Below are 24,576 nucleotides of genomic sequence, written 5' to 3' on the forward strand. Positions count from 1 at the left end.
CGAACTTCCCAGACGTGCCAGTCTTCGCTGTCTTCAGGCTCGGGGAGCGTCGCTCGGCTGGCCGACGACGATTGGAAACCGACCGGGGACTTGCTCGTCAGGGACCCGACCGGCCCGCGGTCGGCCGACTCGCCTCCCATTCGCGGGCAGCCTCGCGGGTGGTCCTGTGCCCGACTTGGCGGATGGTGCCCTCGCCGTATTCGCTGCGCAACTCGTTCTCGCGGCGGTTCAGGTCGTTCGTGATGCCACTGTGCTTGATCCGGCGGTCCGGGCCGACGAATTGATACTTGTAGGTGTCTCGATCGCTTGACATGTTCTTCCTGCCCACACTGGTGAAGCGCATCGTGCAAAACGCACGTCGGCCGACACATTCGATGGTAACGACCTGACCGTTTCGCGTCGTCGCTGTCCGAGTCCGGCGATCTCTGGCCTGTCGCGAACAGTTCGCACCGTTGACCGGGAACGCGTTCTTGAACTGCAGCGCAATGACCTCCAGATGTTGCTTCAGGACAGCCGAAGATCTGAATGATCCGATCCAGCGCGAAGGCGAACCGGTACCCCACCCGGCCGCGACGTAGACGCCGACGGTGGCGGCTGCTGAACGTGGCCGCAGCACCTGGCTACGTCAACGCAGGCTCGAGCCGGATGCTGCACACCCGTAGGCCCGGAACCGACTCAACGGCCTGCCTCGCTGAGCGCAGCGCGTCATCAAGCGACGGTGCCTCGCGGTCAAACTCGACGGTGTTGTGGCCGATGGTTGCGTCGTTGCACCCAGCCTCATAGAGAGCTTCGAGCGTCTCCCACTCCAGCAAGTCCGCCCCGTCGGTCACGATCTCAATATGGTGCGTGGCCATCAGCCGTTGTGCCTCCGCTCGCACTTGTCGATCAGCGACAGCACCCTACGCGAACCCTCCGGCACAGATGGCGGGTTCGACTTCGTGTCGATGGCGGGCGCCGCGATGTGCCCGTCACTGTTCGGCTGCGCTGTCGGCGAGGTCGGGAAGCATCTGCTGGACGATGCGGGCGATGTTGCGGGCGTCGTCGATACCGCGGTGGTGCGTGCCCACCAGCGGCATGCCGAGGTGGTCGAGCGCCTCTGCCATGCCGCAGCGCTTGACACCACGCCACGCGGCGAACTCGCCCTTCACGTTGATGTGCTTGGTCTCAAACCACTCGGGAAACAGCAGCCCGCTGCGACGACAGTCGAGCTGAAATTGGCTGACATCGAACAGGCCCCACGAGCAGAGGCTGTGCGGCCCGTTGCCAATCCACTCCAAGAAGCGTGCGAAGACCTCACTGAAGCGGTCCGCTCCGTCCACATCGGTCTGGGTGATCGATGTCAGACCGATGCAGAACTCGCTCAGCTCCGGATGCACCATCGGGCGGACGAACGACCCGAACTCATCCGCCACTTCCAGCGATTCGTCAAGCCGAACAGCGCCGATCTCGATGATCTCCATCTGGCTGCGCGGGCGCGGCCGCTCGCTGGCCCAACAGGTGGCCTCCAGATCGACAACGACAAACCGCACGCCGACGATCGTAAGAGAGCTTTCGAGTGCCTCCAACTCCAGCAAGGCGGACTTCGTGCGGGCTACGACACACGTTGCGTACCTATCGAAAGCGAAGCTCGAGCCAGCGTGGACCGCGCCGAACGCGTCCTCGATTCGCTTCGCGCAAGGTCCAAGAAATCCCGGCGACGAACCCGTAGGTGTCCAATACAGTCGATGGCATGGCGAAGGCGACCGTGCGGCTCACCGACGAAGACCGTCAACTCCTCGAACGGCTCGCTCCGGAATTCGGTGGCAAGACGGCGACCGTGCGCGAGGCGCTGCAGCGACTTGCGGCCGAACACGACCGCAGGGTGGCCTTCGACGCCTTCCTGAAAGCGTGGGACGACGAGGACGGCCCCCTCAGCAACGAGGAGATCTCCGCCGTGGCCCAGCGCTGTGGCTTGTGATTCTCGACGCCGGCTTCCTGAATGGCGCTATTTCGCATGTTGGACCGCCACGGTGGCGCTACGTTGTCGCCATGGCGAGCATCCAGGTGAAGAGCGTGCCGAGTGACGTGCACCAGACGCTGCGGCAACGTGCGGTGGGGGCAGGCCAGTCGCTGCAGGAGTACTTGCTGCAGCTGCTCTGCGAGCAAGCGCGCACTCCGACGCTCGCCGAAGTGCTCGAGCGTGCTGGCGGACGAGCCGGCGGCAACATCGGGCAAGCTGAGGCGGTCGAGGCTGTGCGTGCCGATCGCGACTCGCGATGATCGTGGCCGATGCCAGCACAGTGGTACTTGCGCTCGGCGATGACGGATCTGACGGCGACGCAGCCCGGCAGCGGCTCAGCGGCGAACGCATTGTCGTGCCCGAATTGCTCGACGTGGAAGTGGTGTCGGCATGGCGCAAGCACGAAGCCGCCGGCCGAATCGATGCGAGACGCGCTGAGCTGGCCCGTCGAGATCTGCGGGACCTCCCGATCGAACGCATCTCGCATCGCAGCCTCATGGAGCGCTGCTGGGAATTGCGGGCGAACGTGACCATGTACGACGCCGTCTATGTCGCACTCGCCGAAGCGTTGGACGCGCCGCTCGTCACTGCCGATGCGAAGCTCGCCGGCGCCCCCGGCATCGACTGCAGCATCGAGCTGATCTAGGGCCATCGGACACAGGGGATCGCCGCGCCCGGTGACGGCCTGGCTGCAAGAATCCCGTTCGTGACAGATGGACCTAGGTGGCCGCACGGAGGTGCGCGTCTCAACGAGGAAGCCGCCAGGCCGATTCGGCGCATTGGCGCCCGTTTCGTGGAATCAGCGATTCTGTCTCTGTCCTACCTGTTCTGGTACATCGTGATCGTCTACTTCATCTGGTGGCTCATCGCGCTGGCACGAGGGCAGACACCGGGCAAGCAGATCTTCGGACTGGTCGCCGTGAAATCCGACGGGACGCGGTTCGGCTGGGGCCGGATGTTCGTCCGCGAGGTCTTCAAGGAGATCTACTGGGCCGTCACCCTTGGGCTCGGCGTCGTCATCGACCTCATACTCCTGGTGTTGAGCGACCAACACCGCACCGTGGCCGACCGGGTCACGGGCAGCACCATCGTCCATGTCTCGACGCTGCAGTCGTAGACGACCCGGCTCTGCTCGTCCGGGCCCGAATTCTGCCCGCAACCATCATGGCTGTGACACCCCCTTCATACGTTGCGTCACATGACTACAACCACACCTCAACTCATTCCGATCATTCCCCGCTATGGCTCCGACAAGCGTCCGGCTCGGTTGGTCAACGGCGCAGACGATGCGGTGCATGCCTGCCTCGCCCAAGGCGAGCCACTCGAGTGGCCGGATCTGGTAGCTCGGGCGTGTGACGAGATGCTGGCGCGCTGCACGGGATCCCGCGTCACTGCTCGGCCAGGCGGCCGGCAGTCGCGCCCGGTGAAGCGCGCTGCCCGGTCACCGGACGGCGACCGTCGCATCTGCATGGCGGCGGAACTCCTAGGGACGCTCGTGACCCGGGTCGCCTCGTGCTCGGTGGTCGACGAACTCTGCCGAGCCGCGTTTCCGGGCTGGTGGGACGCCGCGCTCGACGACTATGCCGCCGACACTGGCGAGCCCGGGACACCTGATCCGGTCCTGTATGACCACGAGGTGCCTCTCGCCTCAATCAAGGCGTCGGAGGGGCCGTGGCCTGCCGGCCTCGATGTCGCTTGCCTCGAAGTGAGCAATTTCGCGCATCTCGTCGGTGCCGCCAGCTCGAATGGGCTCGCCCTCGCGCACACCGCGCCTGGCCCGGTGGTGTGGCCTCCGCCGGAGGATTCTCAGGCGGTGAGGACGACCCGACAAGAACTCCGCAAGACCCTCACCCAGACCACGACCAGCCAGCAGGAGCACACTGAGATGCTCTTCTCCTGCTTGAGCGCACGCGACGATCCGGACTCGCCAGATCCCATTCAAGCCGAGATCGACCAGGTGAACGCTTCGTTGCGGGAGTGGGACGAGAAGGTCCTGCCGGTCGCACGGCGTCTGGCTACCGCCACCTACGCCCAAGCCTGGGAATGGACCAGCTCTGACCCGCAACGATGGGACCCGGGTGTCATCGCGTACGCGTATGCCGAGGCGTACCTGTCGGTTTACGACCTTCGCCAAGTCACCGACATCTGCGACATGACGAGTGCTGCGTGCCGCAGCTACGCCTGGTGGTGGTGCCACGACCGCACACTCGACCTGTCCGGACTACGTGAGTTGGCAGTCTCGTGGTAGTGCGGAACGTGTACCGGACGTCCGGCAAGAGAGCATCTACGTTGCACCCATGTCGAACGTCGAGGTAGCGGTTGTCGGAAGAGGTCTGATCGGCAGCGCTGCTGCGAGACATCTTGCAGAGGCCGGGCGCTCCGTAGCGCTGATCGGACCTGGTGAACCGGCGGACTACGCAACCTCGGAGGGTCCGTTCGCGAGCCACTACGACGAGGGCCGCATTACGCGGATGATTGATCCTGATCCCACCTGGTCCCAGCTTGCGATCCGATCGATCGCCAGGTACGCGGACATCGAGGAACGCTCGGGTGTGCCGTTTCATACCGGTGCCGGACTCGTCTACGCCTCGGCTGAGCCGCGAGCGGATCTCGCTCTCGCGCTGGAACTCGACGTCGACGCGCGTGAGGTCACGGCGACGGAGGTCGCTGAGCGCTTCGGGATCGCCATGTCGGGCGCGGAGACGATCATTCTCGAGTCCGCACCGGCCGGCCACATCAACCCGCGGCGCATGATCGTCGCTCAGAACCGGTTGGCGAGTGCAGCGGGCGGCGTGATCGTGGACGCGCCTGTCTCGGCGGCAGCACCGACACCCAACGGCGTGCAGCTAACCGTCGGGAACGACACGTTGCTCGCGGACCGTGTGCTCATGTGCACTGGGGCCTGGGCGGCTGAGCTCGTCGCGGTCGACTTGCCGCTTGAGCGCACACTCCGAACGATCCTGCTCACCGAGCTCGACGACGGCCCGACGCTTCCGAGCCTCATCTCTCGGGCCGAGACCGATTCCGACCGTGACGTCTACTGGGTTCCGCCGGTTCGATTCCCGGACGGGCGAACCATGTTGAAGATCGGCGGCTACGACCGCTCCGTCGGGTACGCCACCAACCCCGCCGATGTCGTGGCCTGGTTTCGCAGCGGCGGGAGCCCCACCGAGGCCGATGGACTCGAGGACCGGCTGAGAGCGCTCCTGCCCGACCGGACGATCCGCTCCCGAGACATGAAGCCCTGCGTGGTCACGGACACCCCGCACGGTCTCCCGTGGATCGACTGGATCGATGATCGCGTCGCGGTCGCAATCGGCGGTTGCGGTTCGGCGGCGAAGTCGGCCGATGAGATCGGGCGACTGGCGGGGACGCTGTTCGCCGACGAAGGTTGGACCGACCCGGTACTCAAGCTCGCGTCATTCACGCCGTCGGAAAACGATGCCGCGTTGACCGGGCGCTTTCCCTACGGTTGACGACGTGAGTGCGACACAAGGGGAATCACCAACCGAACCGGCTGCCGTTGATCTGCGACCGCGATGGATGAGCCGCGAACGCTTCATCCGCGAGGTTCTGGCCCATCAAGCAGACGCTGGATTGTCCGATTACTTGGCGGACCTCGCCCGCGAGACGACCGACGACCTGCAGTGGTGCTGAACCGCGGCCTTGCGGGCTTGTGGGTCCGCTAAGCGCCGAGGGGCTCCATCAACTCGATGCGGTTGCCGAAGGGGTCGTCGACGTAGACGCGGTCGTAGCCCTCGAGGGGGTCGTCGTCGCGGACGGGCACGCCGGCGGCTCGAAGGCGCTCGACGAGTGCAGGCAGGTCGCTGACCAGCAGGGCAGGGTGGGCTTTGCAGGCGGGGTGGAACGGGCCATCGGTTGGCTGCTCGACGCCAAGGTGGATCTTGACGGTGTCACTCTCGAACCAGCAGCCACCTCGGGCTTCGAGGTGAGGCGGCTTGGGAACCCGCGGTAGGCCGAGCAGGCCCTCGTAGAACGCTTGGGCGGCAGTCTCCTCGCCAGCGGGCATTGCGAGCTGCACGTGGTCGATGGCGACGATCTTCACCCGGCGGCTCTCTGGTCAGGGACGGGCGGGCCGCCGGCGTCACACCCATGAGACATGCTGCAAGCCTGCCCTATGGGAACGCTGAGGAGGCACCGTGAGCAGTGTGGTGGTGACGGGGGCGAGCTCGGGGATCGGCGAGGCGATCGCCCGGCGGTTCGTGGCTGACGGCTGGTCGGTGCTGACGGGGAGCCGGAGCGCGCCCGATCTCGACGGTGCCGAGTGGCTGCGCACCGATGTCGCGGACCCTGCGGGGGCCGACGCGCTAGTGGCCGCAGCCGTCGAGCAGTTCGGGTCGCTGGACGTGGTGGTCAACAACGCCGGCGTGCAGGTCGAGAAGACCGTTGCCGACACCACCGACGAGGAGTTCGATCACGTCATCGACGTCAACGTGCGGGGCGTGTTCAACATGTGCCGTGCTGGCGTGCGCCAGATGGCCGGCCAACCCGACGGCGGCGTGATCATCAACATCGGCTCGGTGGCGGCAACTCATGCCGACGCCGGCATGGCCGTCTACAACGCCTCGAAGGGTGCCGTCGAAGCCCTCACCCGAGCCGTCGCGGTCGACCACGGGCACCAGGGCATCCGCTGCGTTGCAGTTAGTCCCGGCTGGATCGCAACTGCTCTTGCTGACGCCGTGTTCGACCTCGAAGCGGACCCTGACGCGGCCCGTCAAGCCGCCATCGGCCGCCATCCTGTTGGCCGGCTCGGCACTCCCGACGACGTCGCCGAGGTCGTCGCCTGGCTGGCGGGGCCAGCGGCCCGCTTCATCTCAGGCAGCGTGTTTACTGTGGACGGTGGCCTCACTGCACAGAGCCCCATCGGATGACGTTCGAGCGGCCGAGACGTGTGATCACGTGGCGCCAAGCGCCATACAGGGCCGGGGGCTCGGACGGGACCAAGAGCTGACATGTCGGGTAGCACGTCGGTGATACCCGTCCGCCAGCCGTGCCCCGTTGCCGCGGTCGAAGCGTTGATCGTCTCGGTGCCCGCGATGGGCAACGCCTTCGCCGAAGGCTCCGAGGAGACCCTGCTGGTCAAGGTCATCGACGAAGACGGACGTGTCGGAATCGGCGAATCGGTCTGCACGCCAGCGGTCGTCAAAGCGATGATCGACCAGCGCACCATCCACTTCTGGAGCCAGGGCATCAAGGACGTGGTGGTTGGTGCCGACCCGATCGAGGCGGCCGCTCTCTATGACCGGGCGTACCACGGCAGCTTCTACCACGGGCGCCGCGGCACCTACATCCAGGCCTACTCAGCGGTGGACATCGCGCTCTACGACCTGGCCGGCCGCCAGCTCGGCCTGCCGGTGTACAAGCTGCTTGGCGGGGCCCGGACCGAGCGCATCCGGCCGTATGCCACCTGCTACCCGGGCGACATCTACGACGGGCCGATGAGCGCAGTGCTCGACGAGATCACTCGTCAGGCCGCCATTGCCGTTGACCAGGGCCTCACAGCGGTGAAGGTGCCGGTGCTGTTCGGCGCTGAAGTGCCTGACCGGGGCATCGTCGAGTTCGTCCGCACCTGCCGCACCTCGCTCGGGGATGACCTGACGATCGCCCTCGACTTCGGCTACCGCTGGTGGGACTGGCACGACGCCGCTTGGACGCTGCGGCGCATTGAAGATTTCGACATCGCCTTTGCCGAGGCGCCGTTGCGCCACGACGACCTGGCCGGTCACGCCCGCCTCGCAGCGGTGTCGCCCCTGCGGATCGGCGGCGCCGAGTTCGCAGCGGGCCGCTGGGAGGTACGTGAATGGCTGACCACCGGCGGCGTGTCCTTAGTCCAGCCCGGCGTCAGCCGAGCGGGCGGCTTCACCGAGCTGATGCGCATCGCCGAGCTGTGCGAGCTGCACGGCGCCCAGCTCATCCCGCACAGCTTCGCCACCGGCATCACCGACGTCGCCAACTTCCATCTCCAGGCGGCAGCCCTGACGATTCCGATGGTCGAGTTCCGGTCGTCGCGCCTCGGCCCCTCTCGACTGCGCACCGAGCTGGTGCACCCGCCCGAGCCCGAGATCGTCGACGGGTACGCGGCGCTGCCCACCGGGCCCGGGCTTGGCGTGGAGCTGAATGACGAGCTGGTGGCGGCGCACACGCTGGACGCCGCCAGCGGCGGGAGCGACTGAGCGGTGAACGAACCGTCGACTGCAGCGTCGACGACACATGGCGCCGTTGGCGACATCACCACCCACAACCCGCACCTCGGCAACCGACTCGGCATCGCCGAAGCACCCGTGGTGACGAGCGCAATCATCGACGAGCGGCGGGTGCATGTCCAGTTCTCGAATGGCCAAAGCCGCGCATTCGCCGGCCAGTGGCTGCGGCACTGCTGCTGGTGTCCCGAGTGCGGCAACCCCGCCGACGGCATTCGCTTCACGACCGTGACGAGCTTCCCATCAGACATCGCGCCAACCCGGTCCGAAGCCGTCGACGGTGATCTGGAGCTCACGTGGCCCGACGGCCATCGTTCGACCTACGGCAGCGACTGGCTCGCCGCCAACGCCTACGACAAAGAGGCCCGCCAACGGCGAGCCGCGTGGCAGCCGATCACGTGGCGAGCAGAGCTGTCGGACCGCTTCCCCACCGTCGAGTGGGACGACGCCAGCGACGGCGGCCCCGGCCAGCTGCGCGCGTACCGGTTGCTGCGCGACTACGGCATCGTGCGCATCGCGAACCTCGGCACCGAGCCCGAGCAAACCGAGCAGCTCGCCAACCTCGTCGGCCCGATCCACGAGACCACCGTCTATGGCCGCATCTACGACGTGCGGGCCGAGCCGGTAGCGAAGCTGGGCGCCAAGACCGGCATGGCTCAGGCGCCTCACATCGACGACGCCTTCTACTACTCCCCGCCCGGCATCGACATCTTTCACTGCCTGTCCAACACCGATGTCGGCGGCATGAGCACCTACGTGGACGGCTTTGCCATCGCCGAGTCACTGCAGGCCGAAGAACCCGCTGCGTTCGAAGCGCTCACCACACTGCCGGTCACCCACGTGCGGCGTCACCCTGGCGAGATCAACATGCGCAGCCGAAGCCCGCTCATCCGGCTCGACGAGTTCGGCCGCCCAAGCGGCATTCGCTACTTCGACCGGGCCCTCGGCCCGCTCGACGTGCCACCTGACGACATCGACCGGCTCTACGACGCCATCCGCGCCTTCAGCGACCGGATGGGGAGCCCTGAGTTCACCGCCACGATCCGGGTCGAGCCCGGCCAGGGCGTGCTCATCGACAACCATCGAGTCATGCACGGGCGCACTGCGTTTGATCCGGCCAGCGGCCGTCACATCCGGCTGTGCCACGTTCCCCGCGACGAGTTCCACGGCCGGCTGCGGGAGCTCGGCCTGCTACTTGACCCGTGGTCCCACGACCAATACTTGCCGCAGGGTTCGTGAGCGTGTCCCGGTCCGGCTCGGCCCACCCCGCCAACCGACGTCTCAGCACCCGCCGACACATGCCTCTACTGCGAACCGACACGGAGACTGCCCCATGAGGAGCGCCTCATGATCAGCGCCGATCTCACCGGCAAGCGGACCATCGTCACCGGCGGGGCCAGCGGCATCGGCCTCGGCGTGACCCGCACGTTCGCCGCGAACCGCAGCATGGTCGCCATTGCCGATCTGAACGCCGACCGACTCGCCGACACCGTGCGAACGCTGCAATCCGAAGGTCTCGACGTGTTTGGGGCTCCCTGTGACCTGCGCGACAACGACTCCGTGGTTGCCATGGTGGAAGCCGCTGCTGACCGGATGGGCGGCGTCGACTACCTGCTCAACATCGCCGGACACCCGGTCACGCTCAAACCCATCCCCGCCAGCGACCTCGACTCGCAGACAGAGGAGCTGTGGGCCGAAGCGCTGTCGATCAACCTGCTGTCGGCCTTCCGCACTGCCAAAGCGGCCGCGCCGTACCTGAAGGCATCCGGCGGTGCCATCGTGAACACGGCATCCATGTCAGGGTGGCGAGGCGGCGGCTCCAGCTCGCCCTACAGCGTCGCGAAAGGCGGGCTCATCACGCTCACCAAGGAGCTGGCACGCGGCCTCGCCCCCGAGGTGCGGGTGAATGCCATCTCCCCCAGCTACGTGCACCCCGACTCCACCAACTTCCCGATCCGCTGGGAGACCGTCTTCGAGGACTCCAAGTCGCTGCCGCTGGGTCGCCCCGGCACCGCCGCGGAGTACGCGGACGCGTGCCTGTTCCTGTGCGCCGGTGCCAGCTACATCACCGGCCAGACCATCCACGTCGACGGCGGCTGGAGTGCCTAGCTGCACGGCCCCACGGCCCCACGGCTCCACGGCCCCACGAACAATGACAACCACACCGGCAGACAGCATCGAGCATCGGCACCAAACGCCGGCAACGAACAACGGAAACGCAGCCCAGTGACCAAACCCGAGAAATGGTCCGATCCGGACAAGAAGCTGTTCCCCCACCAGGTGGGATTCACCGCGCCGCCCATGGATTTCGACGCCGCGCCCAGCGATTTCCTGCGTATGTGCCCGGACACCGTCGGCGTGCACGGGCGCCTGCTGCACGCCCCCGACTATGCGCACCGGCTCAGCGACCGGGCCGGTCTCTTCCCCTTGCTGGAAGAGACCGTGCACTGTCTCAGCAACAGCGGCGCCGACGTCGTCGGCCAGGTCGGCACGAACTGGGTGCATGCCAGCGGCACCGACGCTTCCGACATCCGGCGTTTCGTCGCCGAGATGTCCGACAAGTACGAGACACCGTTCCACATGGCCGGCCTGACGCTGGTGGAAGCCTGCGAGGCGCACGGATACGAGCGGATCGCGCTCAATGCCGTGTACTTCTGGCCCGACTGGCGCGACGGGGTCGTGAGGTTCCTGCGCAGTGCGGGCATCGACGTGGTGTGGGCAGGGAACTTCATCGACCAAGGCTGGTACGCCACCCAGGAAGAGGTGAACGACCACACTTGGATCTTCCCCGGCGACCTCGCATTGAAGTCGACGAAGTACGCGCTCGACCAGGCCCCCGACGTGGACGCAGTACTGGTGAACGGCATGTCCAACTACCGCGGCGCGGACGGTCTGCCGCGGCGCTTCGTCAGCCTTGCAGCCGACATCGAAGCGGCGATCGGGGTCCCGATAATCGGGTCGGACATCAGCCTCTACTGGCGCATCTTCGGTTCGTTGGGCGTCGCCCCACTCGGGCGCCACGGCTCGCTGCTCGCGTCGCTGCAGAATCCCGAACCCCCATGCAGCTGAACGAACTGCGCGAGCGACTCGGACAGGGGGACCGCGCACGACAGCTGGCAACACGCCTGGTCCTCAGCGCTGCGGAACTCAGCGGTGCAACTGAGCTGGTGCCCATCGAGATGGCGCACATCAGCGCCTGCCACTACTCGGGCCGCGCCTCACTCGATTTCGCCGAGTTCCTGCTTCGCAACGGCGCCCGCTTCACCGTGCCCACGCACACCAATGCCAGCCTCATCGCCTGCGCCACGCCGACCCTGCGGCCCGAGTCGAACGATCCCGAGTCGGTGGCTGGCGCCCGACGGCTCATGGAGATTTACGAGCAGCTCGGTGCAACGCCGATGTGGACGTGTGCGCCGTACCAGCAGCCGGACGGACGGCCCGGCTTCGGCCAGCACGTGGCGGCTGCGGAGTCGAACGCTGTCTCGTTCTTCAACTCGGTCCTCGGCGCCCGCACCAACAAGTACGGCGACTTCCTCGACGTCAGCGCTGCGGTCGTCGGGGCGGTGCCGCTCTCGGGTTTGCACACCGATGACGGCCGAGGGGCGACACACCTGTTCCGTCTCCAGCTGCCCGACTCAGCGTCCGACGCTGAGCACGAAGACGCATCGTTGGCGCATCTCGTCGGGATCATCGTCGGTCGGCTGACGGGCACCCGTGTCCCGGTGATCGACGGCATGGGCCCGCTCGGCGAAGACCAACTCAAGGCTGTCGCCGCCGCGGCAGCATCCTCCGGCTCTGTGGCGATGTTCCACGTCGTCGGCGTGACGCCCGAAGCGGCCACGCTCGAAGCGGCCACCGGAGGTCGCACGCCCGCACGTCAAACCGTCATCGACACCGGAATGCTCGCCGAAACCCGCGCCGCGTTGTCGACTCGCTCGTCGGGTTGGCTCAGTGCAGTGTGCTTGGGGACGCCGCATTTCTCGACGGAAGAATTCGGCGAGCTACTGCGATTGCTCGACGGCCGCAGCACCCGAGTGCAGATGCTCGTCACGACGAGCCGAGCCGTCCTCGCCGAAATCGATGCCCTCGGCTGGAGACCTCAGCTCGCCGATGCAGGCGTGCGTGTGATCTGCGACACCTGCACGTATTACCCGCCGACACCCACCGGCGTCAGCGGGTTCGTCATGACGAATTCGGCGAAGTGGGCCTACTACGCGCCCGGAACGCTGGGTGTCGAGGTTGCGTTCGGCAGCCTCCGCGCCTGCGTCGAGTCGGCGATTGGCGGCGAGGTCGTGCTGTGAGGATCGACGGCCACTCGCTGCACGGAGGCTCGGCGAGCGGTGAGGTGGCCAAGCTGAACGACACGATCAGCTTCTGGGGCGGCATCGACATGTCCGGAACGATCATCGATCAGGCCCACCCCCAAGCGGGCACCTCGATCGCCGGGAAGATCGTTGCGCTCGCGGGATCGCGCGGGTCGTGCGCCACGCCGGCTGCGCTCTGCGAGATGCTCCGCCGAGGCACAGGGCCTGCAGCCATCCTGGTCACTGAGCCCGACATCAACGTCGTCGTCGGGGCGATGGTTGCGGCCGAGCTGTACGCGGTCGACTGCCCCGTCGTGCTCATCGAGCCAGCTCGGTTCGACAATCTCATCGCCGGTGAGACCGTGGAGGTTGGGGCGAACCGTGCACGTATTCCGTAGATCACTTCGGCTGGCCGGCGCGGCGGTCGGGCTCGCGCTCGTTGCCGGCGCGTGCGGCTACTACGACGATTCGACCGAAGTGATCAATCCAGCGCCCCCCGGCGCCGATGCTTCTGTGAGAGGCACCATCACCTACCGCGAGCGCATCGCACTCACGCCCGATGCCGTCGTCACCGTGCAGCTGCGCGACACGACCTACGCAGATGCCGCCGCAGTGCTCATCGCCGAGCAGATCATCGCCAGCCCGGGCCAGGTGCCCATCGACTTCGACGTGCGTTACCCCAGCGACGAAATTGACGACCGCAACACGTATTCAGTCTCGGCGGTGATCACCGAGTCGGACGGCCGCATGGCGTTCACCAACGACACCTCCTACGACGTCATCACCCGCGGCAACCCGCGCCGCGTCGACATGACCCTGGTGATGGTGGAGCCGCCGCCCGAGCTGGCGCCGTAGATCAGCCGCCACCGACGGTTGCGGCGGGTTGCGGTCGCCGTGTCACACGCCTCACCCCGGTGAACGTCAAGAAGGTGGCCACAATCAGCGCCACGCCGAAGAGCGCATTGGCGTAGTTCACGCCCCGGTATTCGAATGTCGCGTACAGCGCACCCGAGGTCAGCCCGGCCAATGCGCCCGAGCCGATCATGGCGAAGTCACCGACGCCTTGCACTGCGACTCGTTGGTGGATGGGATACAGCGTCACCAGCAGGCTCGACGCTGCGATCACCCCGAAGCACCAGCCCAAGCCGATGAGGAAGTTCCCCATGAACACACCCACCGCGCCCGTGGGCGGCGTGACTGCCGCCCACCACGCTCCCCAGGTGCACAGACCGCCCGCGATGTACAGCATCGGATAGTTGCCGATGCGGTCGGTGAGCTGCCCGATGACCGGCGAGAACAGGTACATGCCCAGAATGTGGAACCCCATCATGAACCCGATGGCGTTCTGGGACTGGCCGCCCGCATCCATGTGCAATGGCGTCAGCGCCATGACGCCCACCATGGTCACCTGGCTGACGACCATCGCCAGCACGGCCAGACGAGCCTGTGGTTTCTGCCAGATCAGTGCCAGCGCGTCGCGCGCCGTTGGCGTCGGCAACGCTGCCGATCGGCCGCGGGCGCCATTGAGTGATTCGCTGACTTCGTTCGCGACCACCAGCGGGTCGGGCCGCAGGAACAGCTCCACGATTGCGGCGGCAACCAGGAACATGAAAGCAGCGAATACGTACGAGCCGGTCTTGTCGGGCAGTCCGATTGTGCGGCCGACGTCGCTCGCAAAGCCCGACACCACCGAGCCGGCGGTCGAGCCGAACGTCGTGGCCCACACGATCATGCTGATCGTGCTGGCGCGCCGGTGCTCGGGTGCGAGATCGGACGCTGCGTAGCGAGTCGCCAAGTTGGCCGCGCTGCCGGCTCCCGCGCCGAACACGCCCAGACACAGCAGCGGATAGCTCAGCAGGATTGCGCCGAGCACCGCGAGCGTCGAACCCCCGGCCCCTACGAGGTACCCGAAACGCAGCCCGACGCGCCGCCCGTGGCGGTTCATCAACTTCGACATCGGCACGGCAACCGCTGCTGCACCGATCGACAAGCAACTGGCCGCGATCGTGGCAAGTGTCGCGCTGCCCGTGATGTCCTTTGCGAGCAGAGCACTCACGATGTACGTCGCCACGAGGCCGAAGCCACCCGCGGCCTGGCTGGCGATCAGCACGACAACGGTGCGCTTTTGAATGCGCGCCTGGTCCGAACTCGAGTACGCGGACGCTCGATGCACCGCAAACACCGAGCCCTCCGACATCGCTACAGCATGGCGCATGTGCAGGCGCGTCGCACGGTGCACCGTCCCGGCGCCACGGCGGCATCCCGATCGGTCCGCGTAAGGTCCCGCAAATGCACGTCGGCATCACTCCCATCAACTCAGCCGCCTACCTCGACCCCGGATACCTGCGATCGTTCGCACAGCAGCTCGAAGAGCTCGGCTACGAGTCGGTGTGGACGTTCGAGCACGTGATCGTGCCCCACGACTACGAGAGCCGGTACCCGTACCACCCCAGCGGCAAGCTGGGCCTCCCGACGGACGTGGGCTTCACCGACCCGTTCATCGCGCTGACGTACGTCGCGGGGGCCACGCAGCGCCTGCGCCTGGGTACCGGCGTCAACATCGTCACCCAGGCCAACGCGCTGTACTTCGCCAAACAGGCGTCATCGCTCGACCATCTGTCCGGCGGACGGCTGGAGCTAGGCATCGGCGTGGGCTGGCTGGAAGAGGAGTTCGACGCCATCGGTGTGCCGTTCGGCCGCCGGGGTGCGCGTGCCGACGAGTACATCGACGCGATGACGGCCGCCTGGAGCGGCGAGGACGTGGATTTTCGCGGCGAGTTCCTGAATTGGACCGGGTTCTCGATGCTGCCGACGCCGGCGCAGCGACCCCGTATGCCGCTGCTCATTGGCGGCACGACGCCGCCAGCCATCCGCCGCTTGGTGGCCCGCGGCGACGGCTGGTACGTCATCCACAAAGACCTCGACGACTTCAAGCGCCTGATCGGCGAGATGCACGCCGAGTGCGACCGCCAAGGCCGCGACCCCGCCGAGCTGGCGTTGACCGCATACTGGAACTACCACCGCGAGGGGCTCGAAAGCCTCGAGGTGTACCGCGACCACGGCGTGCAGCGACTGTTGGTCAACACCGCTGCGCTGCGCATGGGACGCCCCGAAGACGCCATCGCGCAGTTCGCCGAAGAGGCCCTGCCGGCCTGCGCCGAGGCATGACGGCGTTTGGCGCTCGCCCGGTGGTGCCTCAGCCGTCTCCGATGGAGATGCGGATGCTTCCGGAGGGGTGCAGCGAGCAGTAGCTGCTGAAGGCCGCCGCCTCACCGAAGCTGTGCTCGGAACTTTCGCCTGGCCCAACCTCGAAGGGGCCGATGGTGTGTGCCACCGAGTCACGATTCACGATGATCAACACATCGCGCAGCTTGAAGTCCAGCTCGTCGGGAATGACTTCCACGTCCTCGCCGGCAGCCAGGCGCTCCGCTGTGCCAGGCGGGATGTCGATCGTGTGAGTCTCCGGATCGGGCTGGTCGACAAAGCGCGAGACGACGACAGGGATCGCTGCAATCAGCAATCCGCCCAGCAGGTACAGCAGCAGAGTCCGCTGGTTGGGCCAGCCGACATCTCGACGGCGCATGTCAATCGTCGGACCAGTTGCGCTCGTTCTGGTCGAAGTAGGTCTGACGGGCGGTGCGGGAGCTGTCGCTCTTGCCCATGTACCCCACGGCGACGTGGTCGAGGTGGTTGATCGCTCGGCCCAACGGCATCGCCTGTGCGTTGATGGACGCCTTCGACGCTGTCACCGGCACCGGTGGCTGGTTCACGACTGCTGCGGCCAGCCGCTCGGCGGCGGGCACCAGCTCGTCGTCGCTCGACACCGTCTCGGTAAAGAAGCCGAACTTGTCCAGCTCTTCCATCCCGTAGGTGCGCCCGAGGATCAGCATCTCCTTGGCACGGTGCGGACCGACCAGGTTGACCAGCGCGGGGACCGAGTGCCACGTCAGGTTGAAGCCGATGCTGACCTCGTTGAGCGTGAGGCTGATCGACGGGCTGCCGATGCGGAAATCGCACGCAGCGGGCAGCACGCCTCCCCCGCCGATCATGTAGCCGTGGCACAGGGCGATGGTGATCGGGTTGAGGTGCATCAGCGTGTCGTACATGCGGGCGCCGTGCTTCGAGCCCAGCATTGAGTCCAGGCTGCTGCCGCGCTGTTGCTTGAGGTCAGCGCCCGACGAGAGGCTCTTGCCCTCGCCACGCACGATCACGACCCGCACGCCGGGGTCGGCGTCAAGCGCGAGACATGCCGCATGCACATCAGCCACCAGCTGGGCATTAACGGCATTGTGCACTTCAGGCCGGTTCAAAACCAGGTGGCGTACCGGTCCGTCGCCGTCCACCCGCACCGTCTCGAATGCCGTCGCTGCGTCTGCCGTCATCGCCGCGCTCCCGGGTCAAGTCCAACGTTCACGCTGGCAGTTTGACATGCCGCGCCTCCGCTCAGCCCAGGCGACATGGGTGACCGGCTCGGGCCGGCCACAGCAGCAGCCTTATCAGCCGCCGTAGTCGGGCGCGGCGCCGGAACCCTCGTCAAAGCCGAGGCCCATCAGGTCGCCGAAATCGCCCACGATCTCATCGGCGGGCGGCGCCTCGATCGTGATGTCGGCGTCGTAGTCGTAGAAGTCGATCACGATGGCGAATTCTGGGATGTCCTCGGCGTCGGCGCCGAATCCCTCCGCGAGGTCCCCGAACATCGACCCCAGATCCAGACTGATGCGCCTCGTGAGGCCCTCGCCGTCGATCCAGATGTCGGTGGCCAAGCCATCGCCGAACATTTCCGCGGGGAACGGGGCCGACCCGCCGCTGCCATCGGCCCCAGTCCCCTGTGATGCGGTCCCTTGCGATTCGGCCAAGGCCACAGCATCGAGGGTGTAGCGGAGGACGGTCATCGGTTCGCCGTCGATGTCCTCAGACCCAATGGTCTCGACATCGGTCAGGAATTCGATCAGATGGGCGTTGTCGTTCGGCGCAGGGCAGACGCCGGCGCGGGGGGCCTCACCGGGCAGCGGCGATGGGCACAAGATGCCCATGCCCGCTGCTGCGGTGGCGTCGAGAGTGAACCAGCCCTCGGGCGGTTGCCCAAGGGCCTGGCCCTGCAACTCTTTGGGAACGGCAAAGCGGACGTAGGTGGCACCGTCGACCATCACGATCTCGAAGGCGATACCACCCCCGACCGGATCGTCGACGCTCATCGTCATCGCCATATTGGCGTCGGGGTCGACCTCGAACGACAGCGCAATCGCTGCCATTCCTCCGAAGTCAGATTGCATCTCGCCGCGCACCGAGCGCCCCGCGCTCGACTCGAACGCATGAGTGAGCAGCTCCAGCGGATCCGTGGGAAGTGCAGCCGCAGTCGTTGCCGGCGCAGTTGTCACAGGCGCAGCGGTGGTTGCCGGCGCAGAGGTCTGCGGAGTCGTCGCCTGCGTCGCGACGTCTCCCCCACCGTCGTCGTCGGCGCCACCACCGCACGCCGCGGCAACGAGTGTCAGCGCCGCGAGGGCCGCGGCAAATCTCGCCCAGCGAGCTTTCACAGTCATCAACTCCTTGCCGGAACGGCGAAACAAGGTGTTCGGCGCCGCGGACACGCTCCGGCTCTTTGGCCAGTATCTCAGTAGTTCATGTCCGCGAACGGTCACATATTTCGCGTTGCTGGCTTTTGAAAATCGGCCGTGAGCAGCTCAGCTACAGCGGATGGGCGCCGGGGTCCATGCCCAGACGCGTGCGGCCGTAAGCCTCGCCGACGGTGTCGAGGTCGGCGACTTGGTGCTGGCTCGCCATCGTCGCGTCGCGGAATGCCTGCTGCAGGCGGCTGCCGTCGAACACGGCCCGTCCCCCGGCCGCTGTGGTGACCCGGTCGAGTGCACGGCGGCACAGCTCGATGGCGTAGCTGCCCTGGTACTTGGCGTGGGCTCGCAGCTGCTTGGAATCGGCCCCGTCGGCAGCGTGGCGCAACAGCCCGATCGTGTCTTCGATGAGCAGCTCCGCCGAGCGCACTTCGGTGTTTGCCTCGGCGAGGCGCATGTGCAGACCCGGTCGTCTGGACTTCGGCGAACCCATGTAGCGGTCCTCCTGCACGCCGAAACGGTCGGCGGCATCGTCGAGCCCGGCGCGGGCGAGACCGAGCGCAGCGGCGGCCACGTGCACCGCCAGCCCGGGCAGGACCGGTGTGCGGTACACGCTGGTGCGGTGACGGTTCGACCACGGCGAGCGTCCGCCCAGCAGATCGCCGGAGTCGATCGTTCGGTGCGTCGGCACGTACGCCTGGTCCGCGACCACGTCGCACGAGCCGGTACCGCGCAGCCCGATCGCATACCAGTTGTCGTCGATCTCGATGTCGTTCCGCGGGATGACCACGTGGAGCAGGCGCGGCCGCTCCCCTTCGGCCAACACTTGGGAGCCCAGCAAGAACCACTCGCCCCAGATCGCCCCGCTGGTGAACGGCCAGCGGCCGTCGATGAGCCACCCGCCGTCGCACTCGGCGGCCGAGCCGACCGGCGCCAGCGAGCCGGGCACGATCGCGTCGGGATCGGCCCCGTACACCTCGTCCTGCAATTCCTCGGTCATCGAGCCGAGCATCCAGCTGTGCCCGACCAGCACCATCAGCACCCAGGCGGCAGCGCCGTCGTACAGGGCGGCCTCGCGCACGTTGGCGACCATGTCGGCGAACTCCCGCTCGTCACCTCCCGCGCGTTCGGGCACCAGCAGGCGCAGGGCGCCCGCGTCGCGCAGCGCTGTCATCGAGCCCTCGGCCAGCCGGCGGTGCTCCTCGTTCCAGGCGGCATGTTCGGTCAGCACGGCGCCGGTGCCCTCGTCGATGCGCAGGTCCGGGCCTGAGCCGTTCGAGCCAGCCGAATCAGGCACTTCGGTTGCGCTCATCTCACTATTCCTACTGCACTTCGGTCTTCACGTCTGCGAGTTCGCTGCGCTTACTTCACGATTCCTGCGGCGCGCAGCTCGGCGATGGCGTCGGTTGACCTGCCCAGCTCGGTCAGGATCGCGTCCGTGTCGGTGCCCCGCTCGACGGCGGGGCGCAGCTCGGGCACGCCGCCTGCGATGAGCGCGGCGGGGCGGTTCTGACGGATCCGGCCGACGATCGGGTGATCGACCTCCCGGATCACTCCCGAGTGCTGTACCTGGGCGTCGTTGGCGACCTCGTCGGGACGCAGCGCCGGCGCTACCGGCACGTCTGCTGCGATGAGCCGCTCGACCACGTCATCACGGGCCACATCGGCCACAACTTCGCCGAGCGTGTCGATCATCTCGCCGAAGTGGGCAGCCCTCGGCCCGGCTTCGGCGAAGCGGGGGTCGCTCAGCAGGTCGGGCCGGTCGAACGCATCGGCCAAGCCTTTCCAGTGTCCGTCGGTGAGCGGCATGACAGCCACATAGCCGTCCCGGCATCCCAACAGCCGGTAGTCGGCCAGCAGGTTGGGACGATGGTCGGCGTCGTCGGCCAGCACGACGTGCTCCATCATCGCGTCGGGCCACATGAAGCTGACTGCGGAGTCCAGCAGGGACAGCTCCACGTGCTCGCCCCTACCGGTTCGTTCTCGGGCGAACAGCGCTGCACACGCGGCCTGGGTCCACGTGAGCGAGGTGACCTTGTCGGGGATGAAGCTGCGCACGAACTGTGGCTCGTCGTCGCCGCCTTGCACGGCGGCGATGCCGGACCAGGCCTGGATGACGGCGTCGTACGCCGGCCGTTTCGAATACGGCCCGTCGCGGCCGAAGCCGCTGATCGACACGTAGATGATGTTCGGGTTGCGCTGGCGCACGTCGGCTTCGCCGATGCCCAGCCGTTCGGCGACGCCGGGGCGGTACGCCTGCACGAACACGTCGGCGGTAGCCAGCAGATCGGCCATGACCTCGCGGCCCGCTTCGGAGGCAATGTCCATACACAGCGACCGCTTGCCAGCGTTGAGATTGGCAAACCAGCCCGACATGCCGTTGCGGCTCGACCCGAACATCCGCAGCGGGTCGCCGACCACGGTGTCCTCCACCTTGATGACCTCGGCGCCCTGGGACGCCAGCAGGTGCGTGCCGCCCGGTGCGGCAATGAATGTGGCGATCTCGACGACGCGGATGCCTTCGAGCGGTCCGGGGCCGGTAGTCATCTCCGCCTCGCTAGCAGCCGAACCTCGAGCCGTTTCGAAGCGACCTTGGAGACCACCGGAAGATCGACGCCCCCTTCGCTCCAAATGCGTTGAGCCCGCCCAGCGTGATATAGCCGGTCGCATTCACGCCGCCGATGGCGATCAGGCCGACGCTGTTGAATCCGCCGATAGTGATCGCCCCGATGGAGTTCGCGCCGCCAATGGCGACCACTCCGATCGCGTTCCAGCCGCCGATGGCGACGATCCCGATGGCGTTGTGCGTCCCGATGGCGATACCAGCAACGTTCTCCGACTGCGCCACGTCGTCGAGGAGACCCCATTGGGTGAGCCCGAACAGTGCGACCATGCCCAACACGAGCAGGAATGCCCATACGACAGTGGTTCCCGCTGGCGAGAATTGGTCGTCTTCGTCTGCTGGAAGTGTCATCGGGGCCTCCCCCTGGTTGAACCGCCGACCGTTGCGAACCTACTCGTCGGGCGCGGAGCGGTCTGCTTCGCCGGCGGGCGCGGATGGGTCCGGGCCGCACGCGCGACTCAGGGCCAGCGGCCTAGACCTACATTGACGCTCACAGGACGGCAAACAACGACAGATGCCCTGGCACGTCGGGCGAGCGCAAGCAGCAAGGTTGAGCACCATGGACGAATCAGGCGACCTTCCCGACTTCAGCGGCCTGCGGGCACTGTTCATCAACTGCTCGATCAAGCACGACCCCGCCCAGTCGCACACTCGACGGCTCATCAACCGGGCCGTCGGGGTGATGCGTGACCGCGGCGTCGACGTCGAGATCGTCCATGCGCTCTCCCACACCATCGCCTTCGGCATGGAGAAGGACCAGACGGTCAACGGCATGGCAGACGACTGGCCCCAGATCCACGCCAAGATCATGGAGGCCGACATCTTCGTGATCGGCACGCCGATCTGGCTGGGTGTGAAGTCGAGCGTGGCCACGCTGGTGGTGGAGCGCATGTATGCCTACAGCGGCGACCGCAACCCCAAGGGCCAGTACCTGTACTACGGCAAGACGGCAGGCTGCATCATCACCGGCAACGAGGACGGGGCCAAGGCGTGTGCCATGGATCTGCTCTATGCCATGTCGCACATCGGCTACACCGTCCCCCCGCAGGCCGACTGTGCCTGGCTGGGCGAGGCCGGGCCCGGCCCCAGCTATGGCGACCCCCGTGCTGATGGCGGCCACGAGGGCTACGACAACGACTTCACCAACCGCAACACCACGTTCATGTCCTGGAACCTGATGCACACGGCCAAGATGCTGCGCGACAACGACGGCCTGCCCGCCATCGGCAACCTCCCCGAAACCTGGCAGCAGCTTCCCAACGCCAAGGACCAAGACCCCGAAGCCGACTGAGCTCAACGCAGTTCTGCGGACAGCGACGCCGCTGGGCGCGAGACTGCCGGCTGGCCAAGGAATGGCGAGCGGGGGACTTGTGACGGCGACGATTGCTGAGCTGGCGGTGGGCTACCGGGACGGGTCTCGCAGTCCGGTCGAGGCCACGGAGGAGTGCCTGGCCGCTATTGCGGCTCTGGACGAGCGGGTTGGCGCCTGGCAGGCGGTGTATGCGGACGAGGCGCGGGCGGCCGCGGAGGCTGCCGATACGGCGCTGGCGCTGGCGGCGGGTGAGCCGTTGGGGCCGTTCTGGGGTGTGCCGTTCGCTCTGAAGGACATCGTGGACGTGGAAGGCCGGGTCACGACCGCGGGCTGCGCGGAGTGGGCCGATCGGATCTCGCCGGCGACAGGCACAGTTGCTCGGCGGCTGCTGGAGGCCGGCGGGATCCTGCTGGGCAAGACCAAGACCGTCGAATTTGCGATGGGCGGCTGGGGCACCAACCAGCACATGGGCACGCCGTGGAATCCGTGGGATCCGGAGGTTGCCCGCACGCCGGGCGGTTCGTCTTCGGGCTCGGGAGTTGCGGTGTCGTCTGGCATGGCGCCGTGCGCAGTGGGCACCGACACAGGTGGGTCGGTTCGGCTGCCGGCGGCGCTGTGCGGGATCGTCGGGCTGAAGACCACTGAGGGTCTGCTGCCGATCGACGGGATCGTTCCGCTGTCGCACACGCTGGACACGCCGGGGCCGCTCTCTCGTTCGGTGCTCGATGCGGCGCTGATGTTCGACGCCATGTTGGGCACGCCGCCCGCCGCCGCCGAGCGGGACTGGCTGGCGGGCACCGGTCGCTATGGGGCACTACAAGCCGGAATGCAGGGCCGCCGCATCGGCTGCTTGAGCGACGACGAGCGTGTGGGCGTGGATGCCGCCCAACTCGCCGCGTATGACGCCGCGCTCGAGGTGCTGTCCGGGCTGGGTTCCGACGTGGTGCCCTTCGAGCTGCCGACATCGTTCGAGGAGCTGAAGAACACGAGGTTCTTGATCGTGACGGCGGAGTCGTACCACTACTACGGCGCGCTCATGGAGGACCCGAACTCGAAGGTGGATGAGCGGGTGCGAGCGAGAGTCCTGGCGGGGACCAACATCTCGGCCTCCGACTACATCGCGGCGACGCTCCAGCGGCGCATCGACCTTGCCGAATTTGCGGCAGCGTTCGAAGGTTTCGATGCGATGGTGACGCCGACCACGCCGATGCTGCCGCTGCCAGTAGACGAAGCCGACGAGACGAACACCCCGGCGCTGTTCACCCGAGCGGCAAATTTTCTCGCGCTGTGTGGCACGACTGTGCCGACCGGTGTGTCGCCGGGCGGATTGCCGACGTCGATGCAGGTCGTCTGCCGCGGCGGCGACGAGACACTGTCGCTCACACTCGCGGCCGCGTACGAGGCGGCGCGTGGCCCGATGCCGCACCCGCCGCTGTGGGCCGGACCGGCGACTGAGGCTGCAACCGATCGCTGATCCCAGCGAGACAGAGCCGAAGCAGACACAACCGAAGCAAACAGCGCCGAAGCAGACCCAGCCGAAACCGGACACGGAGATCGCTCGATGAAGATCACATGGATGCGCACGGGCGCCGACGGCCAGACGACGTTCGAGGATCTCGAGATCGCGAGCACTCAGCGCGAGCGCGGTGTCGAAACCGCCGTGGTGCCGGTGAGCGGCGCATTCTTTCGGTCCGAGCAGCCGGCGCTGGACATGGACTTCCACAACGCGCCGCGGCGCCAGTTTGTGATCCCGCTCGGTGGCGAGCTGGTGGTCGAGGCAGGCGACGGCTCGACTCGCCGGATCGCAACCGGCGACGCCCTGCTCGCCGACGACGTCACCGGCGGGGGCCACAAGTCCCGCTTCGTCCCCGATGGGGCCAAGATGGTGTTCCTGACCCTCGACGACGACGTCGACCCAGCCGAGTGGCGCGCCTGACCGTCAGCCCTCTCAAGTCAGGCGCTGTCGAATGGGGCACCGTCGATTCAGGCGCGGTCGAGTCACGCCCCACCCTGCGTTCATCGGCACGGTTCGTGGTAGAGATGCCCGCGCGATCGTGCTCGCATCGACTCGAACCGCACGCCAAGGAGGCGCACTCATGGGCAAGGCAACGGTGATCGGCAGCTTCGAATGCCAGGACGGCGAGGGCGACGAGATGGCGGCCGTGCTGGCCTCGATGGTCGAAGCCGCCTCCGAAGAGCCCGGCGTGGAGATCTACTCGTACCACCGCGGCGAGGGGAACACGTTCTGGTTCTTTGCCCTCATGACCGATGCCGAGTCGATGCAGCACCACGGCCAGTCCGAAGCCATGCAACAGGCGATGGCTGCGTTCATGCCGCTCATGGCGTCACCGCCCCAAATGCAGATGACCACACCGATCGCCGCCATCGGCCTCGACCTCTGAGCGCGCCGTAACGGCGGTGCAGCCGCCCGGCGTGCGCCGATGTGCTGAGCCGCATATGGCGACGGTTCGAGCCACCAGATCGTCGAGTGCGAACTCGCCGATTCCGGCGAGGGATACCTGCACTCGACCGTGCAGTGTCGTCGACGGT

31 protein-coding genes are annotated in these 24,576 nt (G+C 67.0%); 20 read left to right on the forward strand and 11 right to left on the reverse strand.

What is annotated here, in order from left to right; all coding sequences use genetic code 11:
* Positions 1-97: 97 nt before the first annotated feature.
* The 3 genes from ACOOHB_RS12730 to ACOOHB_RS12740 all read right to left on the reverse strand — a co-directional run bounded on the left by ACOOHB_RS12730 (position 98) and on the right by ACOOHB_RS12740 (position 1,529).
* A complete protein-coding gene (locus ACOOHB_RS12730) occupies positions 98-313 on the reverse strand; it encodes a hypothetical protein (protein WP_420445215.1) in 216 nt (71 codons plus the stop codon).
* Between the two features lie 307 nt (positions 314-620).
* Complete coding sequence (locus ACOOHB_RS12735; RefSeq protein ID WP_420445216.1) at positions 621-854, reverse strand: hypothetical protein; 234 nt, start codon at positions 852-854, stop codon at positions 621-623.
* 114 nt (positions 855-968) lie between these two features.
* Positions 969-1,529: an exonuclease domain-containing protein gene (locus tag ACOOHB_RS12740; protein ID WP_420445217.1), complete on the reverse strand. Its 561-nt coding sequence runs from the start codon at positions 1,527-1,529 to the stop codon at positions 969-971.
* 200 nt (positions 1,530-1,729) lie between these two features.
* On the opposite strand from ACOOHB_RS12740, the gene ACOOHB_RS12745 reads away from it, so the two are divergent.
* From ACOOHB_RS12745 to ACOOHB_RS12775, 7 genes are all read left to right on the forward strand, one after another.
* Positions 1,730-1,957 carry a hypothetical protein gene (locus ACOOHB_RS12745; RefSeq protein WP_420445218.1) on the forward strand — a complete coding sequence of 76 codons (228 nt, stop codon included), beginning with the start codon at positions 1,730-1,732 and terminating at the stop codon, positions 1,955-1,957.
* A gap of 71 nt (positions 1,958-2,028) precedes the next feature.
* Positions 2,029-2,259, forward strand: coding sequence for a FitA-like ribbon-helix-helix domain-containing protein (locus tag ACOOHB_RS12750; protein WP_420445219.1), 231 nt, complete (start codon positions 2,029-2,031; stop codon positions 2,257-2,259).
* Complete coding sequence (locus tag ACOOHB_RS12755) at positions 2,256-2,645, forward strand: type II toxin-antitoxin system VapC family toxin (RefSeq protein WP_420445220.1); 390 nt, start codon at positions 2,256-2,258, stop codon at positions 2,643-2,645. Before ACOOHB_RS12750 ends, ACOOHB_RS12755 begins: the two co-directional genes overlap by 4 nt.
* A 60-nt stretch (positions 2,646-2,705) precedes the next feature.
* Entirely contained in the window at positions 2,706-3,116 is a 411-nt protein-coding gene (locus ACOOHB_RS12760; RefSeq protein WP_420445221.1) for an RDD family protein, read from the forward strand.
* 81 nt (positions 3,117-3,197) lie between these two features.
* On the forward strand, positions 3,198-4,247 hold the full coding sequence (locus ACOOHB_RS12765; protein ID WP_420445222.1) for a hypothetical protein: 1,050 nt from the start codon (positions 3,198-3,200) through the stop codon (positions 4,245-4,247).
* A 49-nt stretch (positions 4,248-4,296) separates the two neighbouring features.
* Positions 4,297-5,475 (forward strand): NAD(P)/FAD-dependent oxidoreductase, encoded by a 1,179-nt coding sequence (locus ACOOHB_RS12770; protein WP_420445223.1) that lies wholly within the window; start codon positions 4,297-4,299, stop codon positions 5,473-5,475.
* Positions 5,476-5,479: 4 nt separating this feature from the next.
* On the forward strand, positions 5,480-5,656 hold the full coding sequence (locus ACOOHB_RS12775; protein WP_420445224.1) for a hypothetical protein: 177 nt from the start codon (positions 5,480-5,482) through the stop codon (positions 5,654-5,656).
* A 28-nt stretch (positions 5,657-5,684) separates the two neighbouring features.
* Here ACOOHB_RS12775 and ACOOHB_RS12780 read toward each other — a convergent pair whose 3' ends face one another.
* Positions 5,685-6,065: a VOC family protein gene (locus tag ACOOHB_RS12780; protein ID WP_420445225.1), complete on the reverse strand. Its 381-nt coding sequence runs from the start codon at positions 6,063-6,065 to the stop codon at positions 5,685-5,687.
* Positions 6,066-6,159: 94 nt separating this feature from the next.
* Between ACOOHB_RS12780 and ACOOHB_RS12785 the strand changes: the two genes are divergently transcribed.
* The 8 genes from ACOOHB_RS12785 (at position 6,160) to ACOOHB_RS12820 (ending at position 13,379) form a co-directional block, all read left to right on the forward strand.
* On the forward strand, positions 6,160-6,891 hold the full coding sequence (locus ACOOHB_RS12785) for an SDR family NAD(P)-dependent oxidoreductase (RefSeq protein WP_420445226.1): 732 nt from the start codon (positions 6,160-6,162) through the stop codon (positions 6,889-6,891).
* 81 nt (positions 6,892-6,972) lie between these two features.
* Positions 6,973-8,193, forward strand: coding sequence for a mandelate racemase/muconate lactonizing enzyme family protein (locus ACOOHB_RS12790; RefSeq protein ID WP_420445227.1), 1,221 nt, complete (start codon positions 6,973-6,975; stop codon positions 8,191-8,193).
* Between the two features lie 3 nt (positions 8,194-8,196).
* On the forward strand, positions 8,197-9,459 hold the full coding sequence (locus ACOOHB_RS12795) for a TauD/TfdA family dioxygenase (RefSeq protein ID WP_420445228.1): 1,263 nt from the start codon (positions 8,197-8,199) through the stop codon (positions 9,457-9,459).
* A 108-nt stretch (positions 9,460-9,567) separates the two neighbouring features.
* On the forward strand, positions 9,568-10,329 hold the full coding sequence (locus ACOOHB_RS12800; protein WP_420445229.1) for an SDR family NAD(P)-dependent oxidoreductase: 762 nt from the start codon (positions 9,568-9,570) through the stop codon (positions 10,327-10,329).
* Positions 10,330-10,446: 117 nt separating this feature from the next.
* Positions 10,447-11,289 (forward strand): hypothetical protein, encoded by an 843-nt coding sequence (locus ACOOHB_RS12805; protein WP_420445230.1) that lies wholly within the window; start codon positions 10,447-10,449, stop codon positions 11,287-11,289.
* Positions 11,280-12,521, forward strand: coding sequence for an aconitase X (locus ACOOHB_RS12810; RefSeq protein ID WP_420445231.1), 1,242 nt, complete (start codon positions 11,280-11,282; stop codon positions 12,519-12,521). Before ACOOHB_RS12805 ends, ACOOHB_RS12810 begins: the two co-directional genes overlap by 10 nt.
* Positions 12,518-12,922: an aconitase X swivel domain-containing protein gene (locus tag ACOOHB_RS12815; RefSeq protein WP_420445232.1), complete on the forward strand. Its 405-nt coding sequence runs from the start codon at positions 12,518-12,520 to the stop codon at positions 12,920-12,922. The genes ACOOHB_RS12810 and ACOOHB_RS12815 overlap by 4 nt, the downstream gene beginning before the upstream one ends.
* Positions 12,906-13,379 (forward strand): YbaY family lipoprotein, encoded by a 474-nt coding sequence (locus tag ACOOHB_RS12820; protein WP_420445233.1) that lies wholly within the window; start codon positions 12,906-12,908, stop codon positions 13,377-13,379. The genes ACOOHB_RS12815 and ACOOHB_RS12820 overlap by 17 nt, the downstream gene beginning before the upstream one ends.
* A 1-nt stretch (position 13,380) precedes the next feature.
* Here the strand turns inward: ACOOHB_RS12820 and ACOOHB_RS12825 are convergent, their stop codons facing one another.
* Positions 13,381-14,721: an MFS transporter gene (locus tag ACOOHB_RS12825; RefSeq protein ID WP_420445234.1), complete on the reverse strand. Its 1,341-nt coding sequence runs from the start codon at positions 14,719-14,721 to the stop codon at positions 13,381-13,383.
* Positions 14,722-14,813: 92 nt separating this feature from the next.
* On the opposite strand from ACOOHB_RS12825, the gene ACOOHB_RS12830 reads away from it, so the two are divergent.
* Complete coding sequence (locus tag ACOOHB_RS12830) at positions 14,814-15,692, forward strand: LLM class F420-dependent oxidoreductase (protein ID WP_420445235.1); 879 nt, start codon at positions 14,814-14,816, stop codon at positions 15,690-15,692.
* 28 nt (positions 15,693-15,720) lie between these two features.
* On the opposite strand, the gene ACOOHB_RS12835 is transcribed toward ACOOHB_RS12830, so the two are convergent.
* The 6 genes from ACOOHB_RS12835 to ACOOHB_RS12860 all read right to left on the reverse strand — a co-directional run bounded on the left by ACOOHB_RS12835 (position 15,721) and on the right by ACOOHB_RS12860 (position 21,065).
* Positions 15,721-16,107: a hypothetical protein gene (locus tag ACOOHB_RS12835; protein WP_420445236.1), complete on the reverse strand. Its 387-nt coding sequence runs from the start codon at positions 16,105-16,107 to the stop codon at positions 15,721-15,723.
* A gap of 1 nt (position 16,108) precedes the next feature.
* Positions 16,109-16,906 carry an enoyl-CoA hydratase/isomerase family protein gene (locus ACOOHB_RS12840; protein WP_420445237.1) on the reverse strand — a complete coding sequence of 266 codons (798 nt, stop codon included), beginning with the start codon at positions 16,904-16,906 and terminating at the stop codon, positions 16,109-16,111.
* A gap of 114 nt (positions 16,907-17,020) precedes the next feature.
* A complete protein-coding gene (locus ACOOHB_RS12845; protein WP_420445238.1) occupies positions 17,021-18,064 on the reverse strand; it encodes a hypothetical protein in 1,044 nt (347 codons plus the stop codon).
* A 145-nt stretch (positions 18,065-18,209) separates the two neighbouring features.
* The gene (locus tag ACOOHB_RS12850; RefSeq protein WP_420445239.1) at positions 18,210-19,403 is read right to left on the reverse strand and encodes an acyl-CoA dehydrogenase family protein; all 1,194 of its coding nucleotides are present in this window, start codon (positions 19,401-19,403) and stop codon (positions 18,210-18,212) included.
* A 50-nt stretch (positions 19,404-19,453) separates the two neighbouring features.
* Positions 19,454-20,638, reverse strand: a complete 1,185-nt coding sequence (locus ACOOHB_RS12855; protein WP_420445240.1) for a CaiB/BaiF CoA transferase family protein — start codon at positions 20,636-20,638, stop codon at positions 19,454-19,456.
* Between the two features lie 10 nt (positions 20,639-20,648).
* Positions 20,649-21,065 carry a hypothetical protein gene (locus ACOOHB_RS12860; protein ID WP_420445241.1) on the reverse strand — a complete coding sequence of 139 codons (417 nt, stop codon included), beginning with the start codon at positions 21,063-21,065 and terminating at the stop codon, positions 20,649-20,651.
* A 208-nt stretch (positions 21,066-21,273) separates the two neighbouring features.
* Here ACOOHB_RS12860 and ACOOHB_RS12865 point away from each other — a divergent pair, with 208 nt between their 5' ends.
* The 4 genes from ACOOHB_RS12865 (at position 21,274) to ACOOHB_RS12880 (ending at position 24,428) form a co-directional block, all read left to right on the forward strand.
* Positions 21,274-22,005: a flavodoxin family protein gene (locus tag ACOOHB_RS12865; protein ID WP_420445242.1), complete on the forward strand. Its 732-nt coding sequence runs from the start codon at positions 21,274-21,276 to the stop codon at positions 22,003-22,005.
* Positions 22,006-22,084: 79 nt separating this feature from the next.
* Complete coding sequence (locus ACOOHB_RS12870) at positions 22,085-23,500, forward strand: amidase (protein ID WP_420445243.1); 1,416 nt, start codon at positions 22,085-22,087, stop codon at positions 23,498-23,500.
* 87 nt (positions 23,501-23,587) lie between these two features.
* Entirely contained in the window at positions 23,588-23,962 is a 375-nt protein-coding gene (locus ACOOHB_RS12875) for a hypothetical protein (protein ID WP_420445244.1), read from the forward strand.
* 160 nt (positions 23,963-24,122) lie between these two features.
* Positions 24,123-24,428: a putative quinol monooxygenase gene (locus ACOOHB_RS12880; protein WP_420445245.1), complete on the forward strand. Its 306-nt coding sequence runs from the start codon at positions 24,123-24,125 to the stop codon at positions 24,426-24,428.
* The last annotated feature ends 148 nt before the right edge of the window (positions 24,429-24,576 follow it).

The sequence above is a fragment of the Candidatus Poriferisodalis sp. genome (genome assembly GCF_965215815.1).
Lineage (GTDB): Bacteria > Actinomycetota > Acidimicrobiia > Acidimicrobiales > Poriferisodalaceae > Poriferisodalis.